Source organism: Pectobacterium aroidearum (assembly GCF_041228105.1).
Classification (GTDB): Bacteria; Pseudomonadota; Gammaproteobacteria; order Enterobacterales; family Enterobacteriaceae; genus Pectobacterium; species Pectobacterium aroidearum.
The window spans coordinates 3,708,791-3,732,870 of record NZ_CP166097.1 but is presented as its reverse complement, the minus strand read 5'-3'; the positions used below and the strand labels follow the sequence as shown (position 1 = coordinate 3,732,870).

Genomic DNA, 24,080 nt, shown 5'->3' with positions numbered 1-24,080 from the left:
CCGAATTGACGGTCGCTATCGGCAACCGTTCGGGGAAGCGTTAAATATCGGGTCGTACTTGTTGACCCTCACTGTGTGGAGTAATTAAAGATGCAAAAGCTAGCTGAGCTGTATCGTGGAAAGGCGAAAACCGTCTACACCACCGAAGATCCCGATCTACTGGTGCTGGAGTTCCGCAATGATACATCAGCAGGAGACGGTGCGCGCATTGAGCAGTTTGACCGTAAAGGAATGGTGAATAACAAGTTCAACCATTTCATCATGAGCAAACTGGAAGAAGCCGGAATCCCAACGCAAATGGTGAGCCTGCTGTCTGACAATGAAGTGCTGGTGAAAAAGCTGGAGATGGTGCCGGTCGAGTGCGTCGTACGCAACCGTGCGGCGGGATCGCTGGTAAAACGTCTGGGAATCGAAGAAGGTATCGAGCTGAATCCGCCATTGTTCGATCTGTTCCTGAAAAACGATGCGATGCATGACCCGATGGTGAACGAGTCTTACTGCAAGACGTTTGGCTGGGTGAACGAAGAGAATCTGGCTCGCATGAAAGAGCTGAGCTACAAGGCGAATGACGTGCTGAGCAAACTGTTTGGCGACGCCGGGCTGATTCTGGTCGATTTCAAGCTGGAGTTTGGTCTGTTCAAAGGCGAAGTTGTGCTGGGTGATGAGTTCTCACCAGACGGTAGCCGCCTGTGGGACAAAGAAACGCTGAACAAAATGGATAAAGACCGTTTCCGTCAGAGCCTCGGTGGTTTGATTGAAGCGTATGAAGAAGTTGCGCACCGTATCGGCGTAAAATTAGACTAACTGCGCAATCGTTTACGTTCAGGTCGCTGGTCGACAATAGGCTGACGGCCTGAATGTTTTAACTATTTTCCGCTCGAAAGCAACCTTCTTATTCCTCGTCTCCGCCTGAAGAATTTACCGATCTCTCTCTTACTTCGATTCCTGCCCCTGACGCCGATTAATGCTATCATCGCGGTTTGCTTAACGCGCAACCTGACTACTTTTCGACAGACTCGCATCCATGGCCTACTTCGATCCAACATTGTTAATTCTGCTCGTCCTGGCGGGGCTGGGTATTATCAGCCATAACATGACCGTCACGCTGGCGATTCTGGTTCTGCTGGCGATACGCATCACACCGTTGAACAGCTATTTTCCGTGGGTAGAAAAATACGGTCTTAGCATCGGTATCGTTATTCTGACGATTGGTGTGATGGCACCGATTGCCAGCGGAAAAATTACCGCCAGTGAAGTCATGCATTCCTTCCTGCATTGGAAATCCCTGTTGGCGATCCTCATTGGTGTCGCCGTATCCTGGCTCGGTGGACGCGGCGTGTCGCTGATGAGCAATCAACCCTCCGTTGTGGCAGGGCTGCTGGTGGGTACGGTCATGGGCGTGGCGCTGTTTCGCGGTGTTCCCGTCGGGCCACTGATCGCCGCTGGGCTGCTTTCTCTGCTGATCGGCAAGACCTGATTCATCCGGCGCGTGTGATGATGCTGCGTGATTTTCTCCACAGCCAACTCCAGCAGCAGCGCTATGGCGTCCGACGCCTGCTGGTGCTGAGCGGTGAAGCGAACTGGTGTGAAGAGCAGGCGTTGGCGCTTAGCAACTCATTGCCCGGTGACTGGCTGTGGATCGGCGAATCCGCGTCAGCTTCCGTTACCTCACTGCCAGCCAGCCGAGTGCGGACGCTGCTGGGACGGGAGTTTCTCCATGCGGTGTTTGATGCACGCAAAGGCGTGGACGTCGAGGCGCTGGCGATGCTGTCAGGCACCCTACAGGCCGGTAGCTGGCTGATTATGCTGGTGCCGCCGTGGCAGTCATGGCCGACCTTGCCGGATGAAGACAGCCTGCGCTGGAGCGAACAAGACCAGCCGATTGCCACCCCGCATTTTATCCATCATTTCCAGCGCCAGCTGTCAGCCGATGAGGACGTGGTGCTCTGGCAACAGGGTCAGGATAGTGTCATCCGGCCATTGGCCGGACGCGCTGACTGGCAGCCTGCGAACGGTGAACCGACCACGCGACAGCAGCATATCCTGGATGCGCTGAGCGTCGCAGAATCTGGCATATTTGTCATTACTGCACCGCGCGGGCGGGGAAAATCGGCGCTGGCGGGTATGCTGACACAGCGGAGTCGCGGAGCATGCTGGATCACCGCCCCTTCTCGCGTGGCGGCGGATATTCTGCAACAGCACGCACGCACCGATGCGTCATTCTGGGCACCGGATGCGCTGCTGGCGCACTGCCGGCTTCATGGCTCGCCCGATATCGACTGGTTATTAATTGATGAAGCGGCGGCGATTCCGTCCTCCGTTCTCTCCGCGCTGTTACCCTATTTTTCCCGCATTCTGATGACCACGACGGTACAGGGATATGAAGGTACCGGACGGGGGTTTCTACTGAAATTTTGTGCGACGCTGCCGCAGTGGAAAGCGTTTACGCTCGATGATCCTCTACGCTGGGCCGCTAACGATCCGCTGGAGCGGGTGTTGGATCAAGCATTGCTATTCAATGAGCCTGAAGCGTTTTATTCCACACCGCAGGCTGCCCTACCTATTTCCCCTTCGACGCTGGAAAGTCGCACCGAGCGTACCGACGATTGGCTAACGTACCCTGAGCGACTGGCGTGGTGCTACGCGCTATTGTGCAGCGCGCATTACCGTACTTCGCCGTTGGATTTGCGCCGTCTGATGGATGCACCGGGCATGCAGGTTGCCAGCGTACAGGTGGCTGGCAACCTATGTGGCGTACTGTGGCTGGTGGAAGAAGGCGGGTTGTCAGACTCACTGGCTCATGAGGTATGGGCAGGACGGCGACGGCCGCGTGGCAATCTGGTGGCGCAGTCGCTGGCGGCACACGCCGGGTTGTGGCATGCACCGACGCTGCGCGCGCGCCGCGTAAGCCGAATTGCGGTGGCATCGGCATACCGCCGACAGGGAATTGGGCGAGCGTTAATCGCAGAGCAGACGCGCGAAGCGCAACGACAAGGGCTGGATTACCTGTCGGTTAGCTTCGGCTATCAGCCAGATCTGTGGGCGTTCTGGCAGTCGTGTGGATTTCAGCTGGTGCGTATCGGCAGCCATCTTGAGGCCAGCAGCGGCTGTTACAGCGCGATGGCGATATTGCCGCTGAGCGACGCGGGGCATCAACTGGCGCAGCAGGGATGCCAGCAATTGGCACGCGACTGGCGCTGTTTACAGCGTCTGATTCCGCTGAACCTTGCGCTGCCGCAGACAGACAGTAATGCATTGAATGAAGACGACTGGCGTGAACTGGCGGGGTTTGCGTTTGCACATCGACCGATGGAGGCCAGTTTCGCGGCGATCTGTCGTCTGCTCATCCACACCTCATTGCCGCTGCCAGCGCTACGCTTGCTGGTGGAAACGCCGGGAGAAGGCGAACAGATTGCGGCTACATTGGGGCTGACTGGCAAGAAAGCGCTCCTGAAACGTTGGCGCGAAGAAGCAGCCAATGCGTTGTTCGATCTTGACGCGCAACGCGTTGAGCGCTGGAGAGCGTGGGTGATTTCTACTCGTTTGACGGGGAATGCGCCTCATCCCTGAGACGCCATATTACGCAGAGTCAGACTGATGGCATCAGTCCAGCTGTGATTTGAAGGGGGGCGCACGGTGCAGTAATGCCCACAGCGTTTCCTGTAAGGGGACTTTCTGCGCTTCTAACAGTTGTGGATAGCGCTGATAAAAAGCATCCTCTTTCGCAGAAAAAACCGGATTCTCCTGAAGCCATTGTTCACGTAGCGCGGTAATTTGCTCGTCCATTAGCTTTTTGCTCGGCGTGGCGTCTTCCTGTGCCTGAAACCAGCGGAAGCGCTTATCCGGCGTTGCGCGTTCTTCTCTGCTCCAGCCGTCTTTAATTTGCAGAGTCTGCGCCAGCGCGAAGCCGAGCGTGATACTGATGCTCCGCCAGCTATCGGCATCAGACGCAGCAGGCGGCGGCGATAGGCTGGCGAGTATTGTCGCAATATTCTTTTCCAGACCGAGCTCACCGGAAGCTTTCTCTTCCCAGCTTATCGCCTGCTGATGCAGTGCCGTCCATTCGCTTTCCGCTACCACTTCACTCGCTAACAGCCGCGAAATCGCATGAGTCCACTGCTGGCGTAGGCTGTCGACGGTTTTATCTGCCAGCCAGTCAGACCACGGATTTTCTTCGTGACTTAACCAGTGGTGCAGCCATTGCAGCGCGACGCCGTCTACGGCTTTTCCCGGCGTGAGCGCGGTGAAGAGTGCGTCAACTTGTTCTGGCGTGGTGCTCGGCAGTTTTTCCAGCAGCAGCCCGAGTGCGGCAGGCAGCCCGGTAACCCGCTCGAAGATGCGAATGTCTGCATTGTGCGCCAGTACGGCAGAAACCGAGCCTTTGTTGTCCTGCCAGTAGGGAGCGAACGCGTGTTTAATATCGTCGTCTGCCGCATGCTGGCGTAGCCGCTGGTGGAGAAAAGCATGCAGAGAAGCATCGCCATAGAACGAGCCCCACGTTACGCGGCTGTCTGCCAGCGGCTGGACGGTATTCTGTATCGCAATCTGGTGTGACTCCAGCCAGCCACGTAGCTGTGCCAGCGTTTTCACGCCGATCTGTCGGGAGATTTCCTGTCCGTTTTTAAATAGCAGTAGCGTAGGAATACCGCGTACCCCAAAACGCTGCATGAACGCCGGATATTGCTCTACATCCAGCTTGGCGACGGTCAGGTTATCTGGCGTGTTGTCGGCAATCGTGTTCAGCAGAGGAGCCAGCGTTTTACACGGCTGGCACCAGGGCGCCCACAGGTCGAGCAGAATGGGTTTGTCGCTAGTCGTGAGCAACGCATCCAGCGAGGTGTCGCTGGCGGTGATAATGGTGTCTGACATGGTGTCTCCGTTCAGAGAAAATCGTGAGTAATTGGGGTAGGGGAACAATGAACCGTGACAATACGGCTTACTGCGAGCCGCCTACGGTCATGTTGTCGATGCGAAGCGTTGGCTGGCCGACGCTGACGGGCAATGACTGTCCTTCTTTGGTGCACGCGATATTGCCGTCATCCAGAGCCAGATCGTTGCCCACCATCGCGACGTGTAGCAGCGCTTCCGGTCCGTGACCAATCAACGTGGCGCCTTTAACCGGCCGAGTGACGCGGCCATTCTCGATCAGGTAGGCTTCCGTGGTAGAAAAGACATACTTCCCGCTGCTGATATCAACCTGCCCGCCGCCGAAGCCGACGGCATAGAGACCGTTTTTAACGGAGGCGATCACTTCTTCGGCTGGGTACTGTCCAGCCAACATGTAAGTGTTGGTCATACGCGGCAGCGGTAATGTGGAATAGGACGCCCGACGCGCGTTGCCAGTTAGCGCGGTATTCATCAGTCTGGCGTTGAGGCTGTCCTGTAAATAACCGCGCAGGATGCCGTCTTCAATTAGCGTCGTGCACTGCGACGGCGTGCCTTCATCATCCACATGCAGCGATCCCCGCCGGTTCGCGAGCGTGCCGTCATCCACGACGGTAATACCCGGCGCGGCGACGCGTTCTCCTAACAAGCTGGAAAAAGCGGAGCTGCCTTTGCGGTTAAAATCGCCTTCCAGACCGTGTCCTATGGCTTCATGCAGCAGAATTCCGGGTGATCCTGCACCAAGGATCACGCTGTAGGTGCCTGCTGGCACTGGGCTGGCGTCCAGATTATTTAGCGCCTGATCGACGGCTTGATTAACCCAGTGGCTGACCGTTTCTTCGGTAAAAAATCCATAATCGAGCCGCCGTCCGCCACCGCTGGAGCCATTCTCGCGGCGACCCTGTTGCTCGACCACCACGTTGATGACCAAATTCACCAGCGGACGAACGTCGGCGGCGAGTCGACCGTCATGCCGGGCGATGAGAATAGTTTCATGTGAGGCGTTCAGGTAGGCCGTTACCTGCGTCACTCGGGGATCGCGGGCACGCGCCTGACGATCGATCGAAAACAGCAACTGGCGTTTATGTTCTTCCGTGATCGCGAGCAAGGGATTGTCTGACGGGTAGAGCGTGGTGGCACCGTGCGGCAATGATGCCAGTAAGGCCACGCTGGCGGTTTGCCCCTGACGGCTGATTTCTCTTACGGTGCTGGCGGCCTGAAGAATGGCCTGCGGACGAAGATCGTTAGTGTAGGAGAATGCGGTTTTCTCTCCGCTGACGGCGCGGACTCCAACGCCCTGATCGCGGCTAAATCCTGTTGGGCGCACAATACCGTTTTCTACCTGCCAGCCTTCCTGCTGGCGGCGTTGAAAATAGAGATCGGCATAGTCCACCTGACGCTGCATGATGTGGTTCAGCGCGTGCGTTATCTCTGTCGTTTCCAGCGAAAATGCCGACAGCGCAGGTGAGACGGATGTCGTGGTGGCGTGTATGGCCATGATGGTGATCCTGTTTCTGTGACGCGATGTGGGATTACTGCCCGGCGATCTGCATCTCTTCAATCAATAGAGAACCGCAGGAGAGATTGCCCTGCGTGTGGATATCCGCGCCGAGCGCGACGCATTGCAGCAGTAGCGTTTTCAGGTTGCCTGCAATAGTGATTTCTTCGACCGGATACTGAATGTCGCCGTTTTCGACCCAAAAGCCTGCTACCCCCTGTGAATAATCGCCCGTCATAGGGTTAAGCCCGTGCCCCAGCAGCGTGGTCACCAGCAGCCCTGTGTGCATACGGCGCAGTAGCGTCGGTAAATCATCGGCGGGGTGGTTCTGGCTGCTGCTAACGGTGAGGTTATAGGCTCCGCCAGCGTGTCCGGTTGTCGTTAATCCCAGCCGCCTGGCGCTATAGCTGGAGAGAAAATAGCCCTGCGCGATACCGTCGCGGATGACGTGACGCGGAACGGCGGCGACGCCTTCGGTATCAAAGCAGGAACTGGCTAGCGCGCCGGGAATTAACGGGTTTTCATACAAGCTCAGATGCGGAGCGGTGATGGCCTCGCCGAGGCACTGACCCAGAAACGATGTGGAACGGTAGAGCGATGCGCCGCTCAGCGCACCGAGCAGATGATGAATTAAGCTATGTGCTGCAGGCGCTTCAAACAGTACCGGACAGCGGCGGGTGGACAGTTTTCGTGCCCCTAGCTGCGCCACTGCGCGTCGGGCTGCGGTATGACCAATAGCCTCCGGTTCGGCGAGCAGCGAAGGTGCCCGGCCGACGGTGTGCCAAAAGCCTTGCTGGCGTTGCGTCTCGTTACGGGCAATCGCATGGCTCCACAGCGTGTGCAGCGACGTCGGGTAGCCTGCGGAAAAGCCGGCGGAGTTCGCCAGAATAAAGTCACCCTGCTGTGAGGTGATTTCCGTACTTTCGCTGTAACCATGTTCGTGCGTGCTATTGGCGGCCTGCTCGGCACGTAGTGCCAGCGATAGCGCTTGCTCAACCGTCAGCGTGTCGGTGCTGTGCAGCGCAAGATCGTAAATATCACGAGCGAAATGCTGTGATTCCGGCAGTCCGCTACAGGGATCTTCATCGGCATATTTAGCCAGCGTGCTGGCGGCGTCAACCGCATCCCGCAAGGCTTCGCGGCTAAATAAGGTGGAGGACACACTCCCTGCCCGTTGGCCGAAGTAGACCGTGACGGACAGAAAGCGACTTTGGTTTTGCGTCAGCGTATCAATATCGCCGTTCCTGACGCGGATCGTTCGGCGGTTTCCCTGCGAGACACTCACGACTGCCTGGCTGGCGCCTTTAGCAGCCGCGAAATCCAGCACGTCACCGGCCAGCGACTGAAGGGTGTCGGTGTGTGGCGTAGCAAGAACGGGGGATTCATCAAGAGAAGGCATTATTGGTATCCATGCGTTGCGGTGTTCTACTGATGATGTGCAACAAGAAAAGAAAAGCGTCACCGCGTTGCGAAACTTTTTTACGCTGGGGAGTGAAGTGAGGAGTCTTGGCGCACTGATGCCAGAGAAACGGTCAGCATCAGTGCGGAAGACGTGATCAGGGGGCTTTGACCGGTTGCAGGACGAAATCGATTTTGTTCAGGCCACGCTGCTGGGCGCTGGTCATGACATACGCCACCCGACCATACTCGACGGCCTGATCGGCAAACAGCCGTATATTGGGGTGAGCGCCTTCGGCTGATGCGGCATCCAGTTTGGCGATCAGTTGCGCATCATCGACCGCTTCTTTATTCCAGTTAATCTGTCCCGTCGCGGTAATCGCGATATCTACCGCTTGTGGATCCTTTTTGATTTTCTCCACGCTGGCCCGTGGCAGTTCCACTTTCACGGCGTGGTTGATGACTGGCAGGGTAATCATAAACACGATCAGCAACACCAGCATGACATCGATAAACGGCGTCATGTTGATGTCGTTAAGCAGCGCATCTTCCTGGCTTTCAAACGGTGATGACATACTCATGGCGGTGTTCCTCTTCAGGCGGAGCGTTCAACGGGATGAACGGGTTCATACCGCGCTGTGCTATTCAGGTCGGTAATATTGGTTTCCACGCGTGCGCCAGTCAGCAGATAAGCGTGAAGATCGTGCGCAAAGCGATTCATGGCATGCAGCACGATGCGGTTGCGGCGATTGATGGCGTTGAACCCTAAGACGGCGGGAATCGCCACGAACAGGCCAAACGCCGTCATGATTAACGCTTCGCCGACGGGACCCGCTACCTGTGCCAGATCGGGCTGGCCGATGGTGCTGATGGTTTGTAGCGCGTGAAAAATGCCCCACACGGTGCCCAGCAGGCCGATAAACGGCGCAGTGCTGCCGATGGAGGCCAACGTTCCGAGGCCGGATTGCAGTTTCCCTGAGTTGGTGTCCAGCGTGTTGCTCAGGCCGCGCACTAGCCAGTCGCTGAGATCGACATGTCCGCCTAGCGTGGAAGAGAATTTATGTGGGTGTTTCAGCAGCGCATGTCCTTCGATCACCAGATCGCGGAACGGGTTGAAACGCTGCTTACCGAATTTTTCGACGCTCTCTTGCAGGCTGGTGGCCTGCCAAAAGGTATGGCGGCTGTATTGCACGCTCTTGTTCAATGCGAGTAGCTGGCGCGCTTTAAGCAGCATGACTGTCCATGACAGCAGCGACATGATCAGCAGAATGATGGCTACCGAGTGGGTGACCACATCGCCCTGCTGCCAGAAATGGTGGATATCTAACGTGTTCATGTGTGACCTCTTATGTAATAACCTGATTCGGGCGCGTCTGCAAAATGGCGGCAGTGCCATTACAGCGCCGGTGTTTTCTTAGCGAGCCAGCCGGAAATTGACGGGCTGGATCGTCATGACGGTAATGGCCTGTCCATTTTCGCGGTAAGGCGTACAGCGTGCCTGCGCTACGGCCTCAACTGCGGCCTGATCGAGCGCGTCATAGCCGCTGCTGCGGGCAATGTCATGCCGAATCAAACGTCCTTCCGGGTTAATCACCAGCCGTACCAGTACGTCGCCTTCCTGCTGAAGACGTTTAGCGCGGCGAGGGTAATCAGGCTGCGGGACGACGCAACCGACGGAGGCGACCTGTTTAGGCTGTGCGCCTGGATTGTTCTGCATCAGGTTGCCCTTGCTGGCGAGCGTCAACTGGCCTGGCGTCGCTTCCGGTGCCGCGGGAGAGGGCTCCGGCGCTGGACGTACCGCAGGCTGACGTTCGGCGGTCGTTTTTGGGCGGACAGGCTGTGGTTTTACCACGGGCTTCACAGGCGGCTGGTGAACTTCCTTTTTGACCGGCGGTGGCGGTGTTTGCTGTTCCTCAGCGATCGCTTTTTCGGGAACCGATGCAATCTCGCGTTCTCCCTGTTCTGACGTCAGCACAGGTGGCTCCGGCGACGGTTCGGGAATAGGCTCAGGTTCTGGCGCTTCCACCATCGTGGCCTGAATGCTCACGCTGGCAGCCGGATTAAGCAAATTGATCGGGGTGTATTCGGTCGTACGAGTGATGAGCAGGGCGGCGACACCCGCATGGATGAGTGCGACGGTCAGAAAGCTGAGCGCTATCTTCCCCATTTCTCCCCGAACAGGTGCTGCCGCCACCATGTTGCGCGGCGACTGGGCGGGGGAGACGTCATGCCGTGCGGCGGGAGCCGCATCAACGCGCGCGTTTAACGAAAAGTGTTGCACGGATGCCTGTTGCACGTTTTCCTCTGCTGCTCTTGCTTGGGGTATCGAATACTTCATTCAGCCCCGAGCATCGGGGTGGTGATGACTTCTATTAATGATGTGCAACGAGGCGGAAAAAGTGTCACCACGCGCGTGAAATTTTTTGATGACTTACCGTTTATGCCGGTTTGGCCGCGCGAATATGTATCCAGTAATCGGTGGTATGCACGATGGCGATAGGCATGGTTTGCGCCAGCGAATCCAGCGTGTAATTCAGGTTATCTAGCGGGAAATTGCCGCTGACGCGCAGATCGGCGATAGCGGGATCCAAGCGGATGATCCCGGGAGTGTAATCACGCAGTGCGCTGATGACTGAAGCCAGAGAACGATCGCGCACTTCCAGACGGCCCTGCATCCAGGCGATTTCTGTTTCCGGCGTCACGGCAACCTGATAGAGCGTTGAACGATCGAACCACACGCCCTGACCGGCATGAAGGCGCAGGCTTTGCCCCGCGTGATTCGTCACTTTGGCAATATTGTCCAGCACCCCGACGTGTACGCCACCGCTTTCATAGCGCACGTTTACATTGGCCTGAAGGGCGACGATATTGCCCATCTGGGTATCAATAATAAAAGGGCGTTGTGCATCCGGTTTAATTTTCGCGAAGATACCGCCGTTGAGAACGCCGACCTGACGGATGCTATTCTTTGGTTCAACATTGATGTCGACGGCGGTACGTGCGTTCAACATGAGCGTACTGCCATCGCTGAGCGGAACTTGCTGGCGCTGCGCTGTAGCGGTTTTCACATCGGACAACAGCGGCGACAGAGGATAGTGCTGATTAAGTAACAGGCTGCTTAGCGAGGCAACAGCGACCATCCCCAACCCGTATTGCAGGACTTTGCGCCGGCCTGATGGTGCCAATAGCGCCTGTCGAATCGGCTCATGGGGGAGTGCAGCAAGCAGCGGCTGAAATTTCCCCAGCGTTTGCTCGATGCGTTGGCAGGCGCGCTCATGCAGCGGGTTCTCATATCGCCAGCGGCGATACTCGTCATAATCGGTCTGTGTCGCTTCACCGGAACGCAGCAGCACCATCCATTCAATCGCCTGCTCGGCAATCGGGTCATCCATGTGTCGTCGTGCCATGCGGTTCACCTATAAATCACTGCTGTCCTGCGTGGCCAAATAGCAATTGGTCAGCGCTTTGGCGATGTATTTTCTGACCATACTGACGGAGACATCGAGCTGTACGGCAATATCCGCATAGGTCATGCCATCAAGCTGGCTGAACAGAAAGGCCTGTCGTGCTTTGATGGAGAGTCCATCCAGCGCCTGATCGATAGTAAGCAGCGCCTCCATCAACAGCTGTTGCTCTTCCGGTGACGGATGGTGAAACTCCGGTTTGCTCGCCAGCGCGGTGAGGTAGGCTTTTTCCAGATCGCGCCGACGCCAGTTTTCATACAGCACGCGTTTGGCGAGTGTCGTTAACATCGCGCGCGGTTCTTGTACGTTGGCGAGATTCGGCAGAGAGGCTAAACGCAGAAAGGCCTCGGAAGCGACATCTTCCGCTTCACAGCCATAGGCAATGCGGCGGCGTAATTTTTCCGTTAGCCAGCGATAATCGCTGCGAAATATCAGCGACAGCAAGTCGGGTTTTTTAACAGCCTCTGTGTACATGGGCATCCTTAAATAGCGTAAATCACAACAATGCTTGAGCCGGGATACCCCAGGGCCGCAGAAAAAAGGAACGATGCGTCCTGTGCTGTTTTTAAGTCAAAATTTGCAGGAGTCAAACCACGTTTTTTTTCTATGGTTAGTTAGAAATGTTCTGTTACTGCCTGAAATGGAGAAATCGCTATTTCCAGAGGCTTTTGCAATATGAAATAAAAAGAAGGTGTAGAAGAGAGACGTATTGCCTGTATTAAAAACACAAAGAAAAAGTATTTTCCGAATCAATAGGTTCGTTATCGTGAAAAAATAATTGTCGTAAAAATCGACTTCCCGCTGTCACTTTTTCATCGTCATTGCACAACTCATACGAAGACCAATAAAAACTGATTTGTTGAAGCAATTGACGAGGGAAAAATGAAAAAACGTAATACTGTCTCTCCCGCTCTGGGGCTGAGTTTTAAGAAACGCTTATTTTTTACTAACATGTTGGCGCTTAATTCTGCGCTATTCATCGGTGCGACGACTGCTCCTGTGAGCGTCTACGCGGCGGGTGAAAATGACACCGTGGCATTTTCTATTCCGGCTGGCGATCTGCAAAAAGGCTTATTGGCTATCGCTAATCAAAGCAAACAGACGCTTTCTTTTAATCCTGCGCTGGTGGCGAATTATCAGAGTCCCGCGCTGAATGGCAATTATTCAACGCGTCAGGCTATTTTACGCTTACTGCAAGGTACGCCGTTATTATTGACGACGACGGATAATGGCACGCTGACCATTGTGTCTTCCCGCGCCAATGATGCAGAAGTGGCGCGGGCGAGTGACAAAACGCTGCCAGCGATTACGGTCAGTGCCAGTAGCGAAGACGAAACGGTATTAAACCCCGGCACCTCCTCTTCGGCATTACGCACCAATACCTCGCTGCAACAAACGGCGCAGTCGGTGCAGGTGATCAGTAATAAGCTGATCAATGAGCGTCAGGCAACGTCGCTGGAGGATGTGCTGAAAAACTCCGGTAGTGTGGTGACAGTGCAGTCTAACCGGGGTACTCCCACCTATTGGATTCGCGGTTTTAACGTGACATCGGGCGCGACGGACGGTCTTGCCGGATCCAGCAACGCCGGTATTGGTCAGGGAACGGCTATCGATGGTATCGAACGTGTTGAGGTACTGAAAGGGCCGCAATCGGTATTGGCGGGGAGCAGCTCTGCCGCAGGGACGATTAACATCGTGCGTAAAAAGCCTGTGGCGGAGACGATCCGGCGCGTCAAGGTTGAGGCCGCGCGTTACGGTGAATTCAAAACTGCCATTGACCTCGGCGGTGCGCTCACGGATGACAAGGCTTTCAGCTACCGTTTAAATGCGTCTACCATGAAGTCCAGTCAGTCTTATCCTGACTTCAACGGCAACCACAACGATTATTTGGCCCCGGCTTTCTCATGGAAAGGGGATTCCACACGGCTGACGGTGGGGGCGGAAGTGAATCAGCTCCGTGATTCCGGCCCGGCAGGGACGTTCTACAATAACGGGGCTGTACAGAAACTCCCTGTTTACCGGCTGGGCGATAAGGACGATCACAACAAGCTGAAAACGACCAATGCCTATTACGAGTTTGAGCAGGATCTGCTGCATGGCTGGACGTTTAACAGTAAAGCGGGTTTCCAAAGCGCCTCTATGCAGGCCAAAATGAATGAAACGCTGCAAATCAATAATGATGGCAGCAAATTCAGTCATCCATTGGCCTATAAATCCACCAACCAGAACTGGAGTCTGCAAAACGATTTCCGTGGCAAAGTGGAGTTAGGACCGATTACCCAAACATTATTGGTTGGGCATGATTACCAATATGGGCGTTTCACCAGCTACGATGGCGACTTTACGTTGCTGACTAACGGCAATGTTTACAATCCCGACTCGCTGGTTTATCCCGGTATCGGTGAACCCACCAGTCGTACTTATAGCTCGAAACTGATCCAGAGTGGTTTTCTGTTGCAGGATCAAATTGATCTATGGGAAAGATGGCACGCTCAACTTGCTCTGAAGCGCTCCAGTTGGAATAACTCTTATCTGGTGGGAACGCGTCCTTCTAATTATTCCTCCAGTAAATGGATTCCAAATTACGGTCTGAGCTTTGATATTACGCCCGATATTACGATTTATGCCAACCTGCTGAACAGCTTCAGCGGTAATGCGCAGGTTAGCCGCACGGGGGAAACGATGCCGCCGACGACGGGTAAATCCAAAGAAGCAGGGCTGAAATTCAATTTGCTGGATGACGACCTGACATTAACGACCGCTTTTTTCAGCTTGAAACAGCAAAATCTGGTGGTGTTCCAGAATGGGATTGCGGTCGGTACGGAAGGGCGTGAAACACAAGGATTTGATGTCGATCTGAATGGCACCGTGCTGCCTGGATGGGATGTAACGGCCAGTTATACCTATTCGGATAACAAAGACCCGTCTGCGGTTCAGTCACAGGGATCGCCACGTCATGCCAGCAATTTCTGGACATCCTATGAAATTCAGTCGGGGAGTCTACAGGGCGCAGGTGCCTCTGTTGGGGTGAGTGGCACATCACGAGCCAGCAGTGGTCGTGGTACGCAATCCTTTGATATCGGTAGCCAATACTCTACAGATGCGTCCGTCTTCTATCGTCAACCGTCGTGGTCGCTGACGCTGGGCGTCAATAACGTTTTCGATCGCGATATCTACTATCCATCATCCACGCGTTCATGGGTGGGGGTAAAAGATGGTCGAGTATGGCGTCTCACCGGGACGTATTCGTTCTGATAATCCGTTTGGCGAAGACGAAAACGGGCATTCACACGAATCAGCAGGTAGATACGGCGCATGAACGCAAGAGAGACAAGTACTGCAAGACCGGGCATCAGCCAGATTCTGATGCCCTATTGGCAGACGCCAGAGAAATATCTGGCGCTGCTTATTCTGGCGATGATTATTAGCATCAATCTGGGTACGGCCTACATCAGCGTGGAAGCGAACCGGATAGCGGGGAAATTTACCGATGCGCTGATTGGGCTGGATTGGGAGCAAATAAAACCGCTATTTATCTTCAGCTTTGTGCTCGGTTTGGGAGCCATGATGCTGAGGTGGGTAAACGTACTGAGTCAAGGCTATCTGGCGCTGCGCTGGCGTACCTGGATGACGCTCCACTATATTCGGCGGTGGACGGGAACATCGGCTTATTACCAAATAGAAAGGGATGGTGCGCTGTCGAATATCGATCAGCGCATCGCCGATGACGTTAACGAGCTGGTGTCGGCCTCGCTGAATTTTTTTCTCAGCATTATCTCGGTCATCATCAGCACCGTCACGTACACGGCGCTGCTGTGGTCGGTGTCCGGGGTGCTGCGTTTTTCGTTTATGGGCAGCGACTGGGCGATTCCTGGCTACATGGTCTATGCCCTTTACATCGAGTACGTGCTTCAGGTCGCGCTGTCACACTGGCTCGGTAAGGCCCTGATCAGATTGAATATGAATCAGCAGAACGCGGAGGGAGACTTCCGCTTTCTGGGCGTTCAGCTACGTGAAAATGCTGAACAGATTGCCTTCTATCAAGGCGGGGCGCGAGAAGGAGAGCGCCTTGCTCAGCGCTTTGCCCGCGTGCGTGATAACGCGCTGTCTGTGCTGCTGCGCGGTTTCAAAGTGTCGTTTGGCCAGAGTCTGTTTAGCCATTTCCTTTCGCCCTTACCGACGCTGTTGGCTTTACCGCTGTTATTAAGCGGTGAGATTACCTTTGGCGATATGACACGGATTCAGATGGCCTACGGCTCTCTCGGTGCGACGCTGAGTTATTTTATGCAGGCGTATCAGTCCTTCACGCGCTGGCTGGCGCTGACGAAGCGTTTGCAGGATATGGAGGAAGCGCTGAATAAAAGCGAGCAGTCGCCATCGCCCATTCGGATTACGGATCATGATGGCTCTGATTTTTCCTGTCAGAACCTGCGGTTGTTTACGCCTGCGGGGCGGGCGCTGACGGCGTTAGATAACTGGCAGGTGTCGCCGGGCGAGCGCTGGATGATTAACGGGGCGTCCGGTGTAGGGAAGAGCACGCTACTGCGCGCCTGTGCCGGCCTGTGGCAGCACGGTAGCGGGGCGATTGCGCGGCCTCGCCGCTGTCGCACGCTGTTTTTACCGCAAAAAAGCTACCTTCCAACAGGCACGCTGAAAGCCGCGTTGTGTTACCCCGGTCAGGCGCGTGATTTTAGCGATGAGGCGTGTCGGCAGGCGCTGATAGACAGCGCATTACCGAACATGGCCGAACAGCTGAATGATGAAGATCGCTGGCAGCAGCGGTTATCCGGCGGTGAGCAGCAGCGAGTGGCAATAGCCCGCACATTGCTGCATCGTCCCGACTTTATTTTTCTGGATGAGGCCACCAGTGCGCTCGACCCTGAAACGGAACAGCGGATTTATCAGGCGCTGATTAACGGTTTGCCTGACAGCGCCATTATCAGCGTGGCACATCGGGAAACGCTGGCTGCTTTTCATACTCATCATTTACATCTGACACCGCTAACCGGAAGTGATAACCATCATGATAGGGAAAACCAGACTGGCGATGACGCGCCACGGTATCAACGTACTGATAGTGCTTTTAGCGAGCGTGGCCTTGCCTGGCGTGGCGAGTGAGCCGCCCGATCTGAACCGCGAGGATTATCGCCGGGTGCGGGAACTGGGACAGTATTACCGGACGCTGGTTGACCATTATCCGGGGCGGATGATATGGCAGTCGGATGGCCAGTCATTTGTTTATCGTCGCTCGGTTGTTGCCACAGCCGATAGACCCAGTGGCTATGAATTTATGCGGGTGGAGGTCGCCAGCCAGACTCAGAGGCCTGCTTTTGATCACGAGCGTCTGGCACAGGCGCTTAACCCATTACTCACCAAGCCAGTGACGGCGACGACACTGCCGTTTGAACAGGTTGATTATAACGAACAGGCAAAACTGTTATTTATCCCTCAAGGGGCACGACTGCTTGGTTGTGATATTCATCTCTACCAATGTCGTGTTGTGTCCGATCTCTCTCAGTCAGCAGAACAAAAGCAAGAGGTTCCCGCGTATCAGAGCCGGATATCGCCCGATGGGAAATGGGAGGCGATCGTTGATAATCACAATCTGGTGCTGATTGGTAAGCAGGATGGTAAACGGACCACCATCACGCAGGACGGAACAGCAGAGAATGAGTACGAGATCGAACGATTGAGCTGGTCTCCAGATAGCGCAAGATTAGTACTGTTTCGTACTCAGCGGGGTGAGAAACGTTATGTTCACTATATTGAATCCTCCCCCACAGACCAGTTACAGCCGAAACACCGTCAGATTGCCTACCCTAAACCGGGCGATGTATTGGATAGACCTCAGCCCGTCGTGATTGAGGTGGCTTCACGGCGTATTACGGCTATCGACCCGGCGCTGTTTCCAAATCCCTATTCGCTCTCTTACCCCGTTTGGCAGAAAGGGGGACGTGTTTTCACATTTGAATATAATCAGCGTGGCCATCAGGTATATCGGGTTATTGAAGTGGATAGTGAAACGGGCAGGGCACGCACGCTGATTAACGAAACGGCGGACACGTTTATCGATTATATGCCGCTGACAGGGGTGTTGACCGGCAGCGGTAAATATTACCGCCACGATCTGGCTAACGGTACAGAGATCGTTTGGGCTTCAGAGCGCAGTGGGTGGCAACATCTGTACCTGTATGATGCTGTGACCGGAGCAGTGAAAAACCCCATTACCCAAGGTGATTGGGTGGTGCGCGCCGTTAACTGGGTTGATGAAAAGAATCGGGTAATTTACTTCAGTGCATCAGGTATCAATCAAGGTGAAGATCCCTATTACACACACGGCTATAAAATCGGCTTTGACGGTAGCGACCTGACGGCATTAACACCGGAACCCGCCAACCACACGCTGAATTTTTCACCCAACGGCGATTACTATATCGATACCTACTCGCGCTACGATCTACCGCCGATCACCACGCTCTATCGTACGGCCGATAATCAAGCCGTTATGCGCGTCAATACCACCGATATCAGTCGTTTGCGTGCCGCTGGCTGGCGTCCTCCGGTTCCGTTCATGGCGCCGGGTAGAGACGGTAAAACCGAAATTTGGGGGCTTATTTATCCGCCACGTAATGTTAATGAAGGGGAAAAATATCCCGTTGTGGAGGGGATCTATGCCGGGCCGCATGGTTCTTTTGTGCCGAAAGATTTTTCCTTTTGGCCCGAACCCTTGGCCGAATTAGGCTTTGCTGTGGCAAAGATTGACGGTATGGGCACCAATAACCGCTCGCGTGCGTTTCACGATATGGCATGGCGTAACCTCAAGGATGCGGGTTTCCCCGATAGGGTTCTGTGGCATCAGGCAGTAGCAAGACAGTATCCCTGGTATGACATTGCTCGTGGCGTCGGTATTACCGGTGTTTCTGCGGGTGGGCAGAGCGCGATGGCAGCACTGCTCTTTCATCCTGAATTTTATACTGTCGCGGTGGCGGATTCCGGCAGTCACGATAACCGTATGGATAAAATCTGGTGGAATGAGCAGTGGATGGGGTGGCCAATAGGCAAGGAGTATACGGAGTCTTCCAATGCAGAAAATGCCTGGCGTTTACAGGGTAAACTGTTGCTGATGGTGGGGGAGTTGGATGAAAACGTTGATCCATCCACAACGATGCAGGTTGTCGATCGGTTGATTAAAGCCAATAAGGATTTTGACCTGTTCTACATGCCCGGTGGAGGCCATGGTGTAAGCGGCAGTGCGTACGGTCAGCGGCTGATGTGGGACTTTTTTATTCGTCATCTCGCCGGGCGAAAAACACCCGACTGGAATAGCCCGGTGGCAGAGCAATCACCCTGACGCTAAAAGGATTCGCCGATGTCATCATCGGCGAATAAGACATCCATCATACCCTGTGGGTTATTTAAAAACTGCCGCGTGATTTGATAGTGATCCGTCTCCTGCCAGGCAACCTGCTGAATACCCCTTTCATCGAACTGATAAATCACCGCGCTAGGGTAAGCCAGAATAATAGGCGAGTGGGTGGCAATGATGAATTGACATCCCGTATTCACTAGCTGATGGATACGCGCTAATGCTGCAAGCTGTCGGGTTGGAGACAGTGCGGCTTCCGGTTCGTCCAGCAGATAAAACCCGTTGGGGCCAAAGCGATGGTTTAACAGCGCCATAAACGATTCGCCGTGCGACTGCTGGTGGAGCGAAACACCACCGTAAGCCAGTTGAATCAGACCGGGATCGATATTTTCTATTTCTGTTGCGACATTGAAAAAACTTTCTGCCCGTAAAAAATAGCCGGTGCGTGGGCGCGTTATGCCTTTGACGATGCGGATGTAGTCGCTCAGGTTGGAATGGGAGTCGCGTGTGCTGAAATTGAAGTTACGCGATCCGCCTTCTGGGTTGAACCCCATCGCGATCGCCACAGCTTCTAGCAACGTCGATTTCCCAGAGCCGTTCTCGCCGACCAAAAAGGTGACATCAGGATGGAAATGGATCTTTTCGAGATCGCTGATTGCCGGAATGCTAAAGGGATAATGTTGGGGATCACGTATTTTCTTTGGATGAAAATAGACACGTTGCAGATAGGGTTTGTCACGTTGTTCCACCTTATTTACCTTTTGATATTGAAGGCATCTTATTTTTTCCTAATAAAGTGCCTGTTATGGGTCAGTAAGAATGAGAAAAGGATATACGGGATTACGTTGAATTATCCGAAAACAAATGGGTGTTGAATCCCTTGTCCTGTCTGGTCTCGCAATTTGTCAACCCTACTTGCTTACAAATTGTTACGTTTCGCGTCAAAATGAGAAAAGGATGAGGGGAACGGGAAATTGACCATATATTTTGATAAATAAACATCGGCGTTTAAATCTGTTTAAATGTCGTTTAAATCTCCTAATGAAATCCCACTAATTCCCAATTAATGATAAATAAGGATTGTGTAAGTTATTGAGTAAGATCGTTTTATTTGACTTATTATGATAAAGCATTATGATAAGTCATAATTAGCGTTGCAGGTAAGCGGTGCGGCTAATTTTTTTGTTCTTTCGGTTTATTTAAAAAGGAAGAATACGCCGATTCGGTTTATGAAAATTCTTATTGGTTTATGTTTATGATTTAAAAGAAGAATAAGTAAAAAAATCGATGATAGTAAGGTAAATCAAAAAGGACGCAGGAAAAAATACAGATTGCATTTTAATTCACCGTAAATGAATTTTAATTCACAAAATCAATTTTATTGCCTGCCTTCACCTCCCCATGTATAGTGCGCCTCGGTTTTGGGGGCTGTTCTGTGATCCGTACCCCAATCAGCCAGAAAAAAAGCAGTTGCCTTATGGTTTGTTTGCGTGTACGTTTAAATCTCACCAGCAAAATCTGGTGGCGGGATTCGAACCCCGAGCAAACTACAAGGCGACATACACGCGCCAGCGTGTTTTTTATTGTCGCAAGTCTGGCCTTTACCTGTTCAATGGTGGCTCAGGCGGGGCAACCTTCGGGTTGGCCGGTACCCTTGTAGGCCGGTAGTTCGAACCCCGTCTGGGCTACCACCCAAGAGATTCGAACCTCTGTGGTAGCGATAACCGACTACAAGGGGCATCGCCATGACTAACCATTCACAACCCACCTTTGATCCTGTCGCTCTTGCTGTGGCTAAAACTGCAATTGAAGCTATTTTTTCTTATCCATCCGTTGACGATTTATTAACGGTGTCCCGAAATTGTACTGATGCAATCAGTACGGTTAGTGCTGAATTATCTGAGAAACTTACGTCTGAAGAGTTGGAAGTTATTATTTACTCTTTGCTATCAGTTAAAGATATTGCTATTTCAAAGGCTGTAGCTCTTGCCCTTGAAGAAGGGAGGGCGTAACTATGGCTAAGTTTCAGGATAATACTCTTATTAATGAAGCTAACAATGTTGCTACCACTCTTGAATGGTGCCGTAGTATGATGGAAATTCTCATAGAGAAAGAAAGTAACGGTGATATTGGCAACGCTATGACGGGCGTATTAAGCTTGATTGTAAAGAGTCAGGATCACGCTGAGAACATTATTAAAAATATTAACGCATAATCTTGAATTATTGATAAATGGGGAGCTTAGGCTCCCCTTTTTTATGGATTGAACAGGGTTACTCCGGCGTTCCACCTTTTCCCGATTAATATCACTTTATCCCATGAGGTATGAGGAAGAGAGCTTGAAGAAGCTGATGTTTATCACGCTGGGGGATAAGCAAAAACTGGACAACCATATACGCAACAATCGTTATCGAAACATAAAGGATAACATCGAGTTCGCAAAAAAAATCGGTTATCAAGTTTCCCAGTCATCTATGCATCGTTATATGGTAAAGTTAAGAGATTATCGAAATGAATAAGGGTTCATTTAAAAGGTTACTAAACCTACCTCCTCATAGAGACATAAGTAATGCAAATCGATTTGTAATCGAAAGAGCTTTTACATTATCTGGTGATGAACTGGTCAGAGAAGTTAATCGTCTTGGTTATGACTTTTCAGCCGAACATGCAAGAGAGCACATAAAATTATTAAAAAAGCAAATCGAAATAGCAGTAAGTAAATTTGGTGAAAACTTTGACCTTGAATGCTTTTGTGATGTCGGTGCTACTAATTTATTTGATGAATATTTATCAATGCATGATGACAGTGATTTTTATAAGAAAGCGCTAATATTCAATCCTGACTATAATATAAAAGGTGAGCTTTCTTCTCTGAAAAGGAGTGCTTTAATTGCTGTTCGTCACCAGAGATTTTCTAAATCACACTCTGGAATAGATTATTTTTATGGCGCTTGTGAAAATGCTTTAAAAAAGATAGGGGTTAATCCTAATGATGAAATATCAGGAGTAAGCAAATCTTTAATCTTGACGATGGAAGTTATGGCCGTTATTGGCGGGATGCAGTTTTACCTACCTAAAGCAATTGAATTACATAAAGCTATATCTGATGTTGATATGTATATTGACTCTATTAGCATGTCTTTAAGTGAAGTTGCTTTAAAATATGGTGTTTCTTATAAAACAATTTCTATCGCAGCTAAAAGAGTAAGGTTAGCAATGAAAGAATACGAGGAAGGGAAATGAAATTAAGTAAAGATATTTTCTATGCTGGTGTCAGTCTTGGAATTGAAACCATGCGTCAGAATTTACCCGAACCGTTAAAAGTTGTTGAGCAAGGCGTTGTTCATGCCTGCCGTGAAATCGGATTAGATCCAGAGCATGAAATCAACGGCATTCCTTTTGTCGGTCGGGTAATTGTTCGGGTAATGGAATATCAGTTTAATGAAAAGCTGATGCCGGAAGATGTTGAAGAGTGTTCACATCTTATTGTGTGCTCCAAAGTTGCGGCTTATGCCGATGCGTTCGGCGCGGATAAAGCCGGGGAAAAATACAGTCTGACTGCTAAAGAGGTACTAAAAATTTGTGATGCCGTCCAAACTTTCCGTGACAGTGTCGGAAGTAGTGGGAAAAGTGAAACTGGAATATCGCACTGATTGAGGTTATAGGCGTTTTTCTCTGGCTTGGTATGTCGCTGTATATCTTGGAGTGGTTTAAACGAATCTCAGGCGATTTAAACGGTTTTTAAACATGGTAATGTGGTGATTATGAATATTGTAGCATTGTGTACGGAAATAAAAGCAGGTAAAAAAGCCCCTGAGTGGATAGAATTACTCCCTGCTGGCCCCGATATTAAAGGGCGTGATGGTCGAGCATGGCGCTTAACCAATCCGGCAACTGTTGCCGAGGTGTTTAAGCAACAAGGGATTTCGCTGGTCATTGACTATGAACACTCAACGGAAGTTGCCGCGCCAAATGGCGTTGAGTCTCCGGCTGCTGGCTGGGTTGAAGATGTTCAGGTAAGAGATGATGGCTCCGTCTGGGGTAAGGTTGACTGGACGATTAAAGCCAATAACTCTATCGTCGATAAAGAATATCGATTTATTTCACCAGCGTTCCTCCATACTCCAGATGGCGATATTATTCGTCTTAGCAGTGTAGCATTAACGAACAAACCAAATTTAACGCTTACCGCGTTAAATTCAAAACAAGAATGGGATGATGTGGCGATTGCGTTAGGTGTGGACGGCATATCATCCCCTCAGGATGTTTTAAATGCGTTGAACCGAATGAACGCGGCTGGAAATGAAAAGATTGTTGATGAATACATTTCACAAGCTGTATTTATTCCTGCGCAACGTGATTCACTTCTCGCTATGTGCTCTAGAATTGGGGTGGAGAAATTCGAAGAATTTGCAGAATTGCAATCTACATCATCGAATTTTAAAAAATTATCCGAAAGAACAACAACCGGAAAATATCGACCTCAACAACAATTAACCGATTCGCAAATTGCTGTATGTCGTCAAACCGGTGTTAGCGAAGCTGATTATTTAACTGCATTAGGAAAACAGAAATGATTAATATTGATGGCGTTATTGCCGATGCACAAGTGGCTTTTAACGTAAAGTTTGAAGAAGGGGCTAAATCCTATTCGCCCATTCATGTAAAACTTGCAAGTGAGGTTCCCTCTTCATCTGGCGCTAATGCTTATGGTTTTTTGGAAGATTTCCCAGAAATTAAAGAATGGTTGAATGACCGCCAATTAAAAGAGCTTTCAACGCGGGACTATATTCTCAAAAATAAAACGTTTGAAAGCAGCATTGCAATTAAACGTGAAGATTTTGAAGATAACGATTACGGTAAATACTCAATGGTTTTCGCGCAGTATGGCCGCAAAGCCGCCGAATTCCCGGATAAGCTTATGATGGCTGCAATGAAAGACGGCCACATGGGATTAGGGATTGATGGACAGGCGTTCTTTGATACGGATCATCCCGTCGCCGATGGCGTTTACTCAAATCTATACGGTACAGCGCCAGAAGTTGCCCCTAAACCTAAATGGTATTTGTTCGATGGAAATCAAGGATTGAAACCTTTTATCTATCAGAACCGTCGCCCTATTGTGGTTACATCCGTTACAGATATTGAAGATGCAGAAGTATTTTTGAAAAACAAATATTTCTTTGGCGTCGATGGCCGTTTAAATGTCGGTTATGGCATGTGGCAATGCGCGGCCGCATCATATGATGATCTAACGGCGGAAAACTTTGCAACTGTCTATGATGGTATGTTGTCCATTAAAGGCGGTAGTGGCGAACCACTTGGAATTGTGCCTTCCGTTATCGTTGTGCCCGTTGCTTTGCGAGTGGCAGCAGAAAAAATTCTATTGCGCCAACAATTAGAAAATGGTGAGGACAACCCTAATTACAAACGTGTTGAAATTATCGTTTCTCCGTATCTGTAATTAATT

21 protein-coding genes are annotated in these 24,080 nt (G+C 51.8%); 12 read left to right on the top strand and 9 right to left on the bottom strand.

Annotated elements, in window-relative coordinates; all coding sequences use genetic code 11:
* Window positions 1–90: 90 nt before the first annotated feature.
* From purC to AB8809_RS16980, 3 genes are all read left to right on the top strand, one after another.
* Window positions 91–804 carry a phosphoribosylaminoimidazolesuccinocarboxamide synthase gene (purC, locus tag AB8809_RS16990; RefSeq protein WP_015839428.1) on the top strand — a complete coding sequence of 238 codons (714 nt, stop codon included), beginning with the start codon at window positions 91–93 and terminating at the stop codon, window positions 802–804.
* A 220-nt stretch (window positions 805–1,024) separates the two neighbouring features.
* On the top strand, window positions 1,025–1,477 hold the full coding sequence (locus tag AB8809_RS16985) for a DUF441 domain-containing protein (protein WP_129703474.1): 453 nt from the start codon (window positions 1,025–1,027) through the stop codon (window positions 1,475–1,477).
* Between the two features lie 17 nt (window positions 1,478–1,494).
* Window positions 1,495–3,570: a GNAT family N-acetyltransferase gene (locus AB8809_RS16980; RefSeq protein WP_349855071.1), complete on the top strand. Its 2,076-nt coding sequence runs from the start codon at window positions 1,495–1,497 to the stop codon at window positions 3,568–3,570.
* Between the two features lie 33 nt (window positions 3,571–3,603).
* Here AB8809_RS16980 and trxA read toward each other — a convergent pair whose 3' ends face one another.
* The 8 genes from trxA to AB8809_RS16940 form a co-directional block, all read right to left on the bottom strand.
* Window positions 3,604–4,869 carry a thioredoxin gene (gene trxA, locus AB8809_RS16975; RefSeq protein WP_349855069.1) on the bottom strand — a complete coding sequence of 422 codons (1,266 nt, stop codon included), beginning with the start codon at window positions 4,867–4,869 and terminating at the stop codon, window positions 3,604–3,606.
* Between the two features lie 67 nt (window positions 4,870–4,936).
* On the bottom strand, window positions 4,937–6,382 hold the full coding sequence (gene tldD / locus AB8809_RS16970) for a metalloprotease TldD (protein WP_349855067.1): 1,446 nt from the start codon (window positions 6,380–6,382) through the stop codon (window positions 4,937–4,939).
* A 34-nt stretch (window positions 6,383–6,416) separates the two neighbouring features.
* Entirely contained in the window at window positions 6,417–7,781 is a 1,365-nt protein-coding gene (locus AB8809_RS16965; protein WP_349855065.1) for a metallopeptidase TldD-related protein, read from the bottom strand.
* A 157-nt stretch (window positions 7,782–7,938) separates the two neighbouring features.
* A complete protein-coding gene (locus AB8809_RS16960) occupies window positions 7,939–8,361 on the bottom strand; it encodes a biopolymer transporter ExbD (RefSeq protein WP_180778334.1) in 423 nt (140 codons plus the stop codon).
* Between the two features lie 14 nt (window positions 8,362–8,375).
* A complete protein-coding gene (locus AB8809_RS16955) occupies window positions 8,376–9,116 on the bottom strand; it encodes a MotA/TolQ/ExbB proton channel family protein (protein WP_180778335.1) in 741 nt (246 codons plus the stop codon).
* A gap of 78 nt (window positions 9,117–9,194) precedes the next feature.
* Complete coding sequence (locus tag AB8809_RS16950) at window positions 9,195–10,076, bottom strand: energy transducer TonB (protein WP_300997480.1); 882 nt, start codon at window positions 10,074–10,076, stop codon at window positions 9,195–9,197.
* Window positions 10,077–10,218: 142 nt separating this feature from the next.
* Window positions 10,219–11,187, bottom strand: a complete 969-nt coding sequence (locus tag AB8809_RS16945; RefSeq protein WP_015839437.1) for a FecR family protein — start codon at window positions 11,185–11,187, stop codon at window positions 10,219–10,221.
* Window positions 11,188–11,196: 9 nt separating this feature from the next.
* Window positions 11,197–11,718 carry a sigma-70 family RNA polymerase sigma factor gene (locus AB8809_RS16940; RefSeq protein WP_015839438.1) on the bottom strand — a complete coding sequence of 174 codons (522 nt, stop codon included), beginning with the start codon at window positions 11,716–11,718 and terminating at the stop codon, window positions 11,197–11,199.
* A gap of 408 nt (window positions 11,719–12,126) precedes the next feature.
* On the opposite strand from AB8809_RS16940, the gene AB8809_RS16935 reads away from it, so the two are divergent.
* From AB8809_RS16935 to AB8809_RS16925, 3 genes are read left to right on the top strand one after another with little or no spacing between them, the layout of a single operon-like run.
* Window positions 12,127–14,499 (top strand): TonB-dependent receptor, encoded by a 2,373-nt coding sequence (locus AB8809_RS16935; protein ID WP_349855061.1) that lies wholly within the window; start codon window positions 12,127–12,129, stop codon window positions 14,497–14,499.
* Window positions 14,500–14,559: 60 nt separating this feature from the next.
* On the top strand, window positions 14,560–16,362 hold the full coding sequence (locus AB8809_RS16930) for an ABC transporter ATP-binding protein/permease (protein ID WP_225181298.1): 1,803 nt from the start codon (window positions 14,560–14,562) through the stop codon (window positions 16,360–16,362).
* Complete coding sequence (locus AB8809_RS16925; RefSeq protein ID WP_349855058.1) at window positions 16,268–18,595, top strand: DPP IV N-terminal domain-containing protein; 2,328 nt, start codon at window positions 16,268–16,270, stop codon at window positions 18,593–18,595. Before AB8809_RS16930 ends, AB8809_RS16925 begins: the two co-directional genes overlap by 95 nt.
* A gap of 2 nt (window positions 18,596–18,597) precedes the next feature.
* Here the strand turns inward: AB8809_RS16925 and AB8809_RS16920 are convergent, their stop codons facing one another.
* Window positions 18,598–19,359 carry an AAA family ATPase gene (locus tag AB8809_RS16920; protein ID WP_349855056.1) on the bottom strand — a complete coding sequence of 254 codons (762 nt, stop codon included), beginning with the start codon at window positions 19,357–19,359 and terminating at the stop codon, window positions 18,598–18,600.
* 996 nt (window positions 19,360–20,355) lie between these two features.
* On the opposite strand from AB8809_RS16920, the gene AB8809_RS16915 reads away from it, so the two are divergent.
* The 6 genes from AB8809_RS16915 to AB8809_RS16890 all read left to right on the top strand — a co-directional run bounded on the left by AB8809_RS16915 (window position 20,356) and on the right by AB8809_RS16890 (window position 24,074).
* Window positions 20,356–20,622, top strand: a complete 267-nt coding sequence (locus tag AB8809_RS16915; RefSeq protein ID WP_349855054.1) for a hypothetical protein — start codon at window positions 20,356–20,358, stop codon at window positions 20,620–20,622.
* Window positions 20,623–20,624: 2 nt separating this feature from the next.
* Window positions 20,625–20,825 (top strand): hypothetical protein, encoded by a 201-nt coding sequence (locus AB8809_RS16910; protein WP_349855052.1) that lies wholly within the window; start codon window positions 20,625–20,627, stop codon window positions 20,823–20,825.
* 296 nt (window positions 20,826–21,121) lie between these two features.
* Window positions 21,122–21,853, top strand: coding sequence for a Mor transcription activator family protein (locus AB8809_RS16905; RefSeq protein WP_349855050.1), 732 nt, complete (start codon window positions 21,122–21,124; stop codon window positions 21,851–21,853).
* A complete protein-coding gene (locus tag AB8809_RS16900; protein WP_349855048.1) occupies window positions 21,850–22,263 on the top strand; it encodes a hypothetical protein in 414 nt (137 codons plus the stop codon). The genes AB8809_RS16905 and AB8809_RS16900 overlap by 4 nt, the downstream gene beginning before the upstream one ends.
* A gap of 111 nt (window positions 22,264–22,374) precedes the next feature.
* Window positions 22,375–23,187: a phage protease gene (locus AB8809_RS16895; protein WP_349855046.1), complete on the top strand. Its 813-nt coding sequence runs from the start codon at window positions 22,375–22,377 to the stop codon at window positions 23,185–23,187.
* Entirely contained in the window at window positions 23,184–24,074 is an 891-nt protein-coding gene (locus tag AB8809_RS16890) for a Mu-like prophage major head subunit gpT family protein (protein WP_349855044.1), read from the top strand. Before AB8809_RS16895 ends, AB8809_RS16890 begins: the two co-directional genes overlap by 4 nt.
* The last annotated feature ends 6 nt before the right edge of the window (window positions 24,075–24,080 follow it).

Bases quoted from the DNA above. Each gene is read 5' to 3' on its own strand.
- AB8809_RS16965 (WP_349855065.1), bottom strand. From the start codon at position 7,781: ATGCCTTCTCTTGATGAATCCCCCGTTCTTGCTACGCCACACACCGAC.
- AB8809_RS16905 (WP_349855050.1), top strand. From the start codon at position 21,122: ATGAATAAGGGTTCATTTAAAAGGTTACTAAACCTACCTCCTCATAGA.
- AB8809_RS16940 (WP_015839438.1), bottom strand. From the start codon at position 11,718: ATGTACACAGAGGCTGTTAAAAAACCCGACTTGCTGTCGCTGATATTT.
- AB8809_RS16910 (WP_349855052.1), top strand. From the start codon at position 20,625: ATGGCTAAGTTTCAGGATAATACTCTTATTAATGAAGCTAACAATGTT.
- AB8809_RS16925 (WP_349855058.1), top strand. From the start codon at position 16,268: ATGATAGGGAAAACCAGACTGGCGATGACGCGCCACGGTATCAACGTA.
- AB8809_RS16980 (WP_349855071.1), top strand. From the start codon at position 1,495: ATGATGCTGCGTGATTTTCTCCACAGCCAACTCCAGCAGCAGCGCTAT.
- AB8809_RS16960 (WP_180778334.1), bottom strand. From the start codon at position 8,361: ATGAGTATGTCATCACCGTTTGAAAGCCAGGAAGATGCGCTGCTTAAC.
- AB8809_RS16935 (WP_349855061.1), top strand. From the start codon at position 12,127: ATGAAAAAACGTAATACTGTCTCTCCCGCTCTGGGGCTGAGTTTTAAG.
- tldD (WP_349855067.1), bottom strand. From the start codon at position 6,382: ATGGCCATACACGCCACCACGACATCCGTCTCACCTGCGCTGTCGGCA.
- AB8809_RS16890 (WP_349855044.1), top strand. From the start codon at position 23,184: ATGATTAATATTGATGGCGTTATTGCCGATGCACAAGTGGCTTTTAAC.
- AB8809_RS16985 (WP_129703474.1), top strand. From the start codon at position 1,025: ATGGCCTACTTCGATCCAACATTGTTAATTCTGCTCGTCCTGGCGGGG.
- AB8809_RS16895 (WP_349855046.1), top strand. From the start codon at position 22,375: ATGAATATTGTAGCATTGTGTACGGAAATAAAAGCAGGTAAAAAAGCC.
- trxA (WP_349855069.1), bottom strand. From the start codon at position 4,869: ATGTCAGACACCATTATCACCGCCAGCGACACCTCGCTGGATGCGTTG.
- AB8809_RS16945 (WP_015839437.1), bottom strand. From the start codon at position 11,187: ATGGCACGACGACACATGGATGACCCGATTGCCGAGCAGGCGATTGAA.
- AB8809_RS16900 (WP_349855048.1), top strand. From the start codon at position 21,850: ATGAAATTAAGTAAAGATATTTTCTATGCTGGTGTCAGTCTTGGAATT.
- AB8809_RS16930 (WP_225181298.1), top strand. From the start codon at position 14,560: ATGAACGCAAGAGAGACAAGTACTGCAAGACCGGGCATCAGCCAGATT.
- purC (WP_015839428.1), top strand. From the start codon at position 91: ATGCAAAAGCTAGCTGAGCTGTATCGTGGAAAGGCGAAAACCGTCTAC.
- AB8809_RS16955 (WP_180778335.1), bottom strand. From the start codon at position 9,116: ATGAACACGTTAGATATCCACCATTTCTGGCAGCAGGGCGATGTGGTC.
- AB8809_RS16915 (WP_349855054.1), top strand. From the start codon at position 20,356: ATGACTAACCATTCACAACCCACCTTTGATCCTGTCGCTCTTGCTGTG.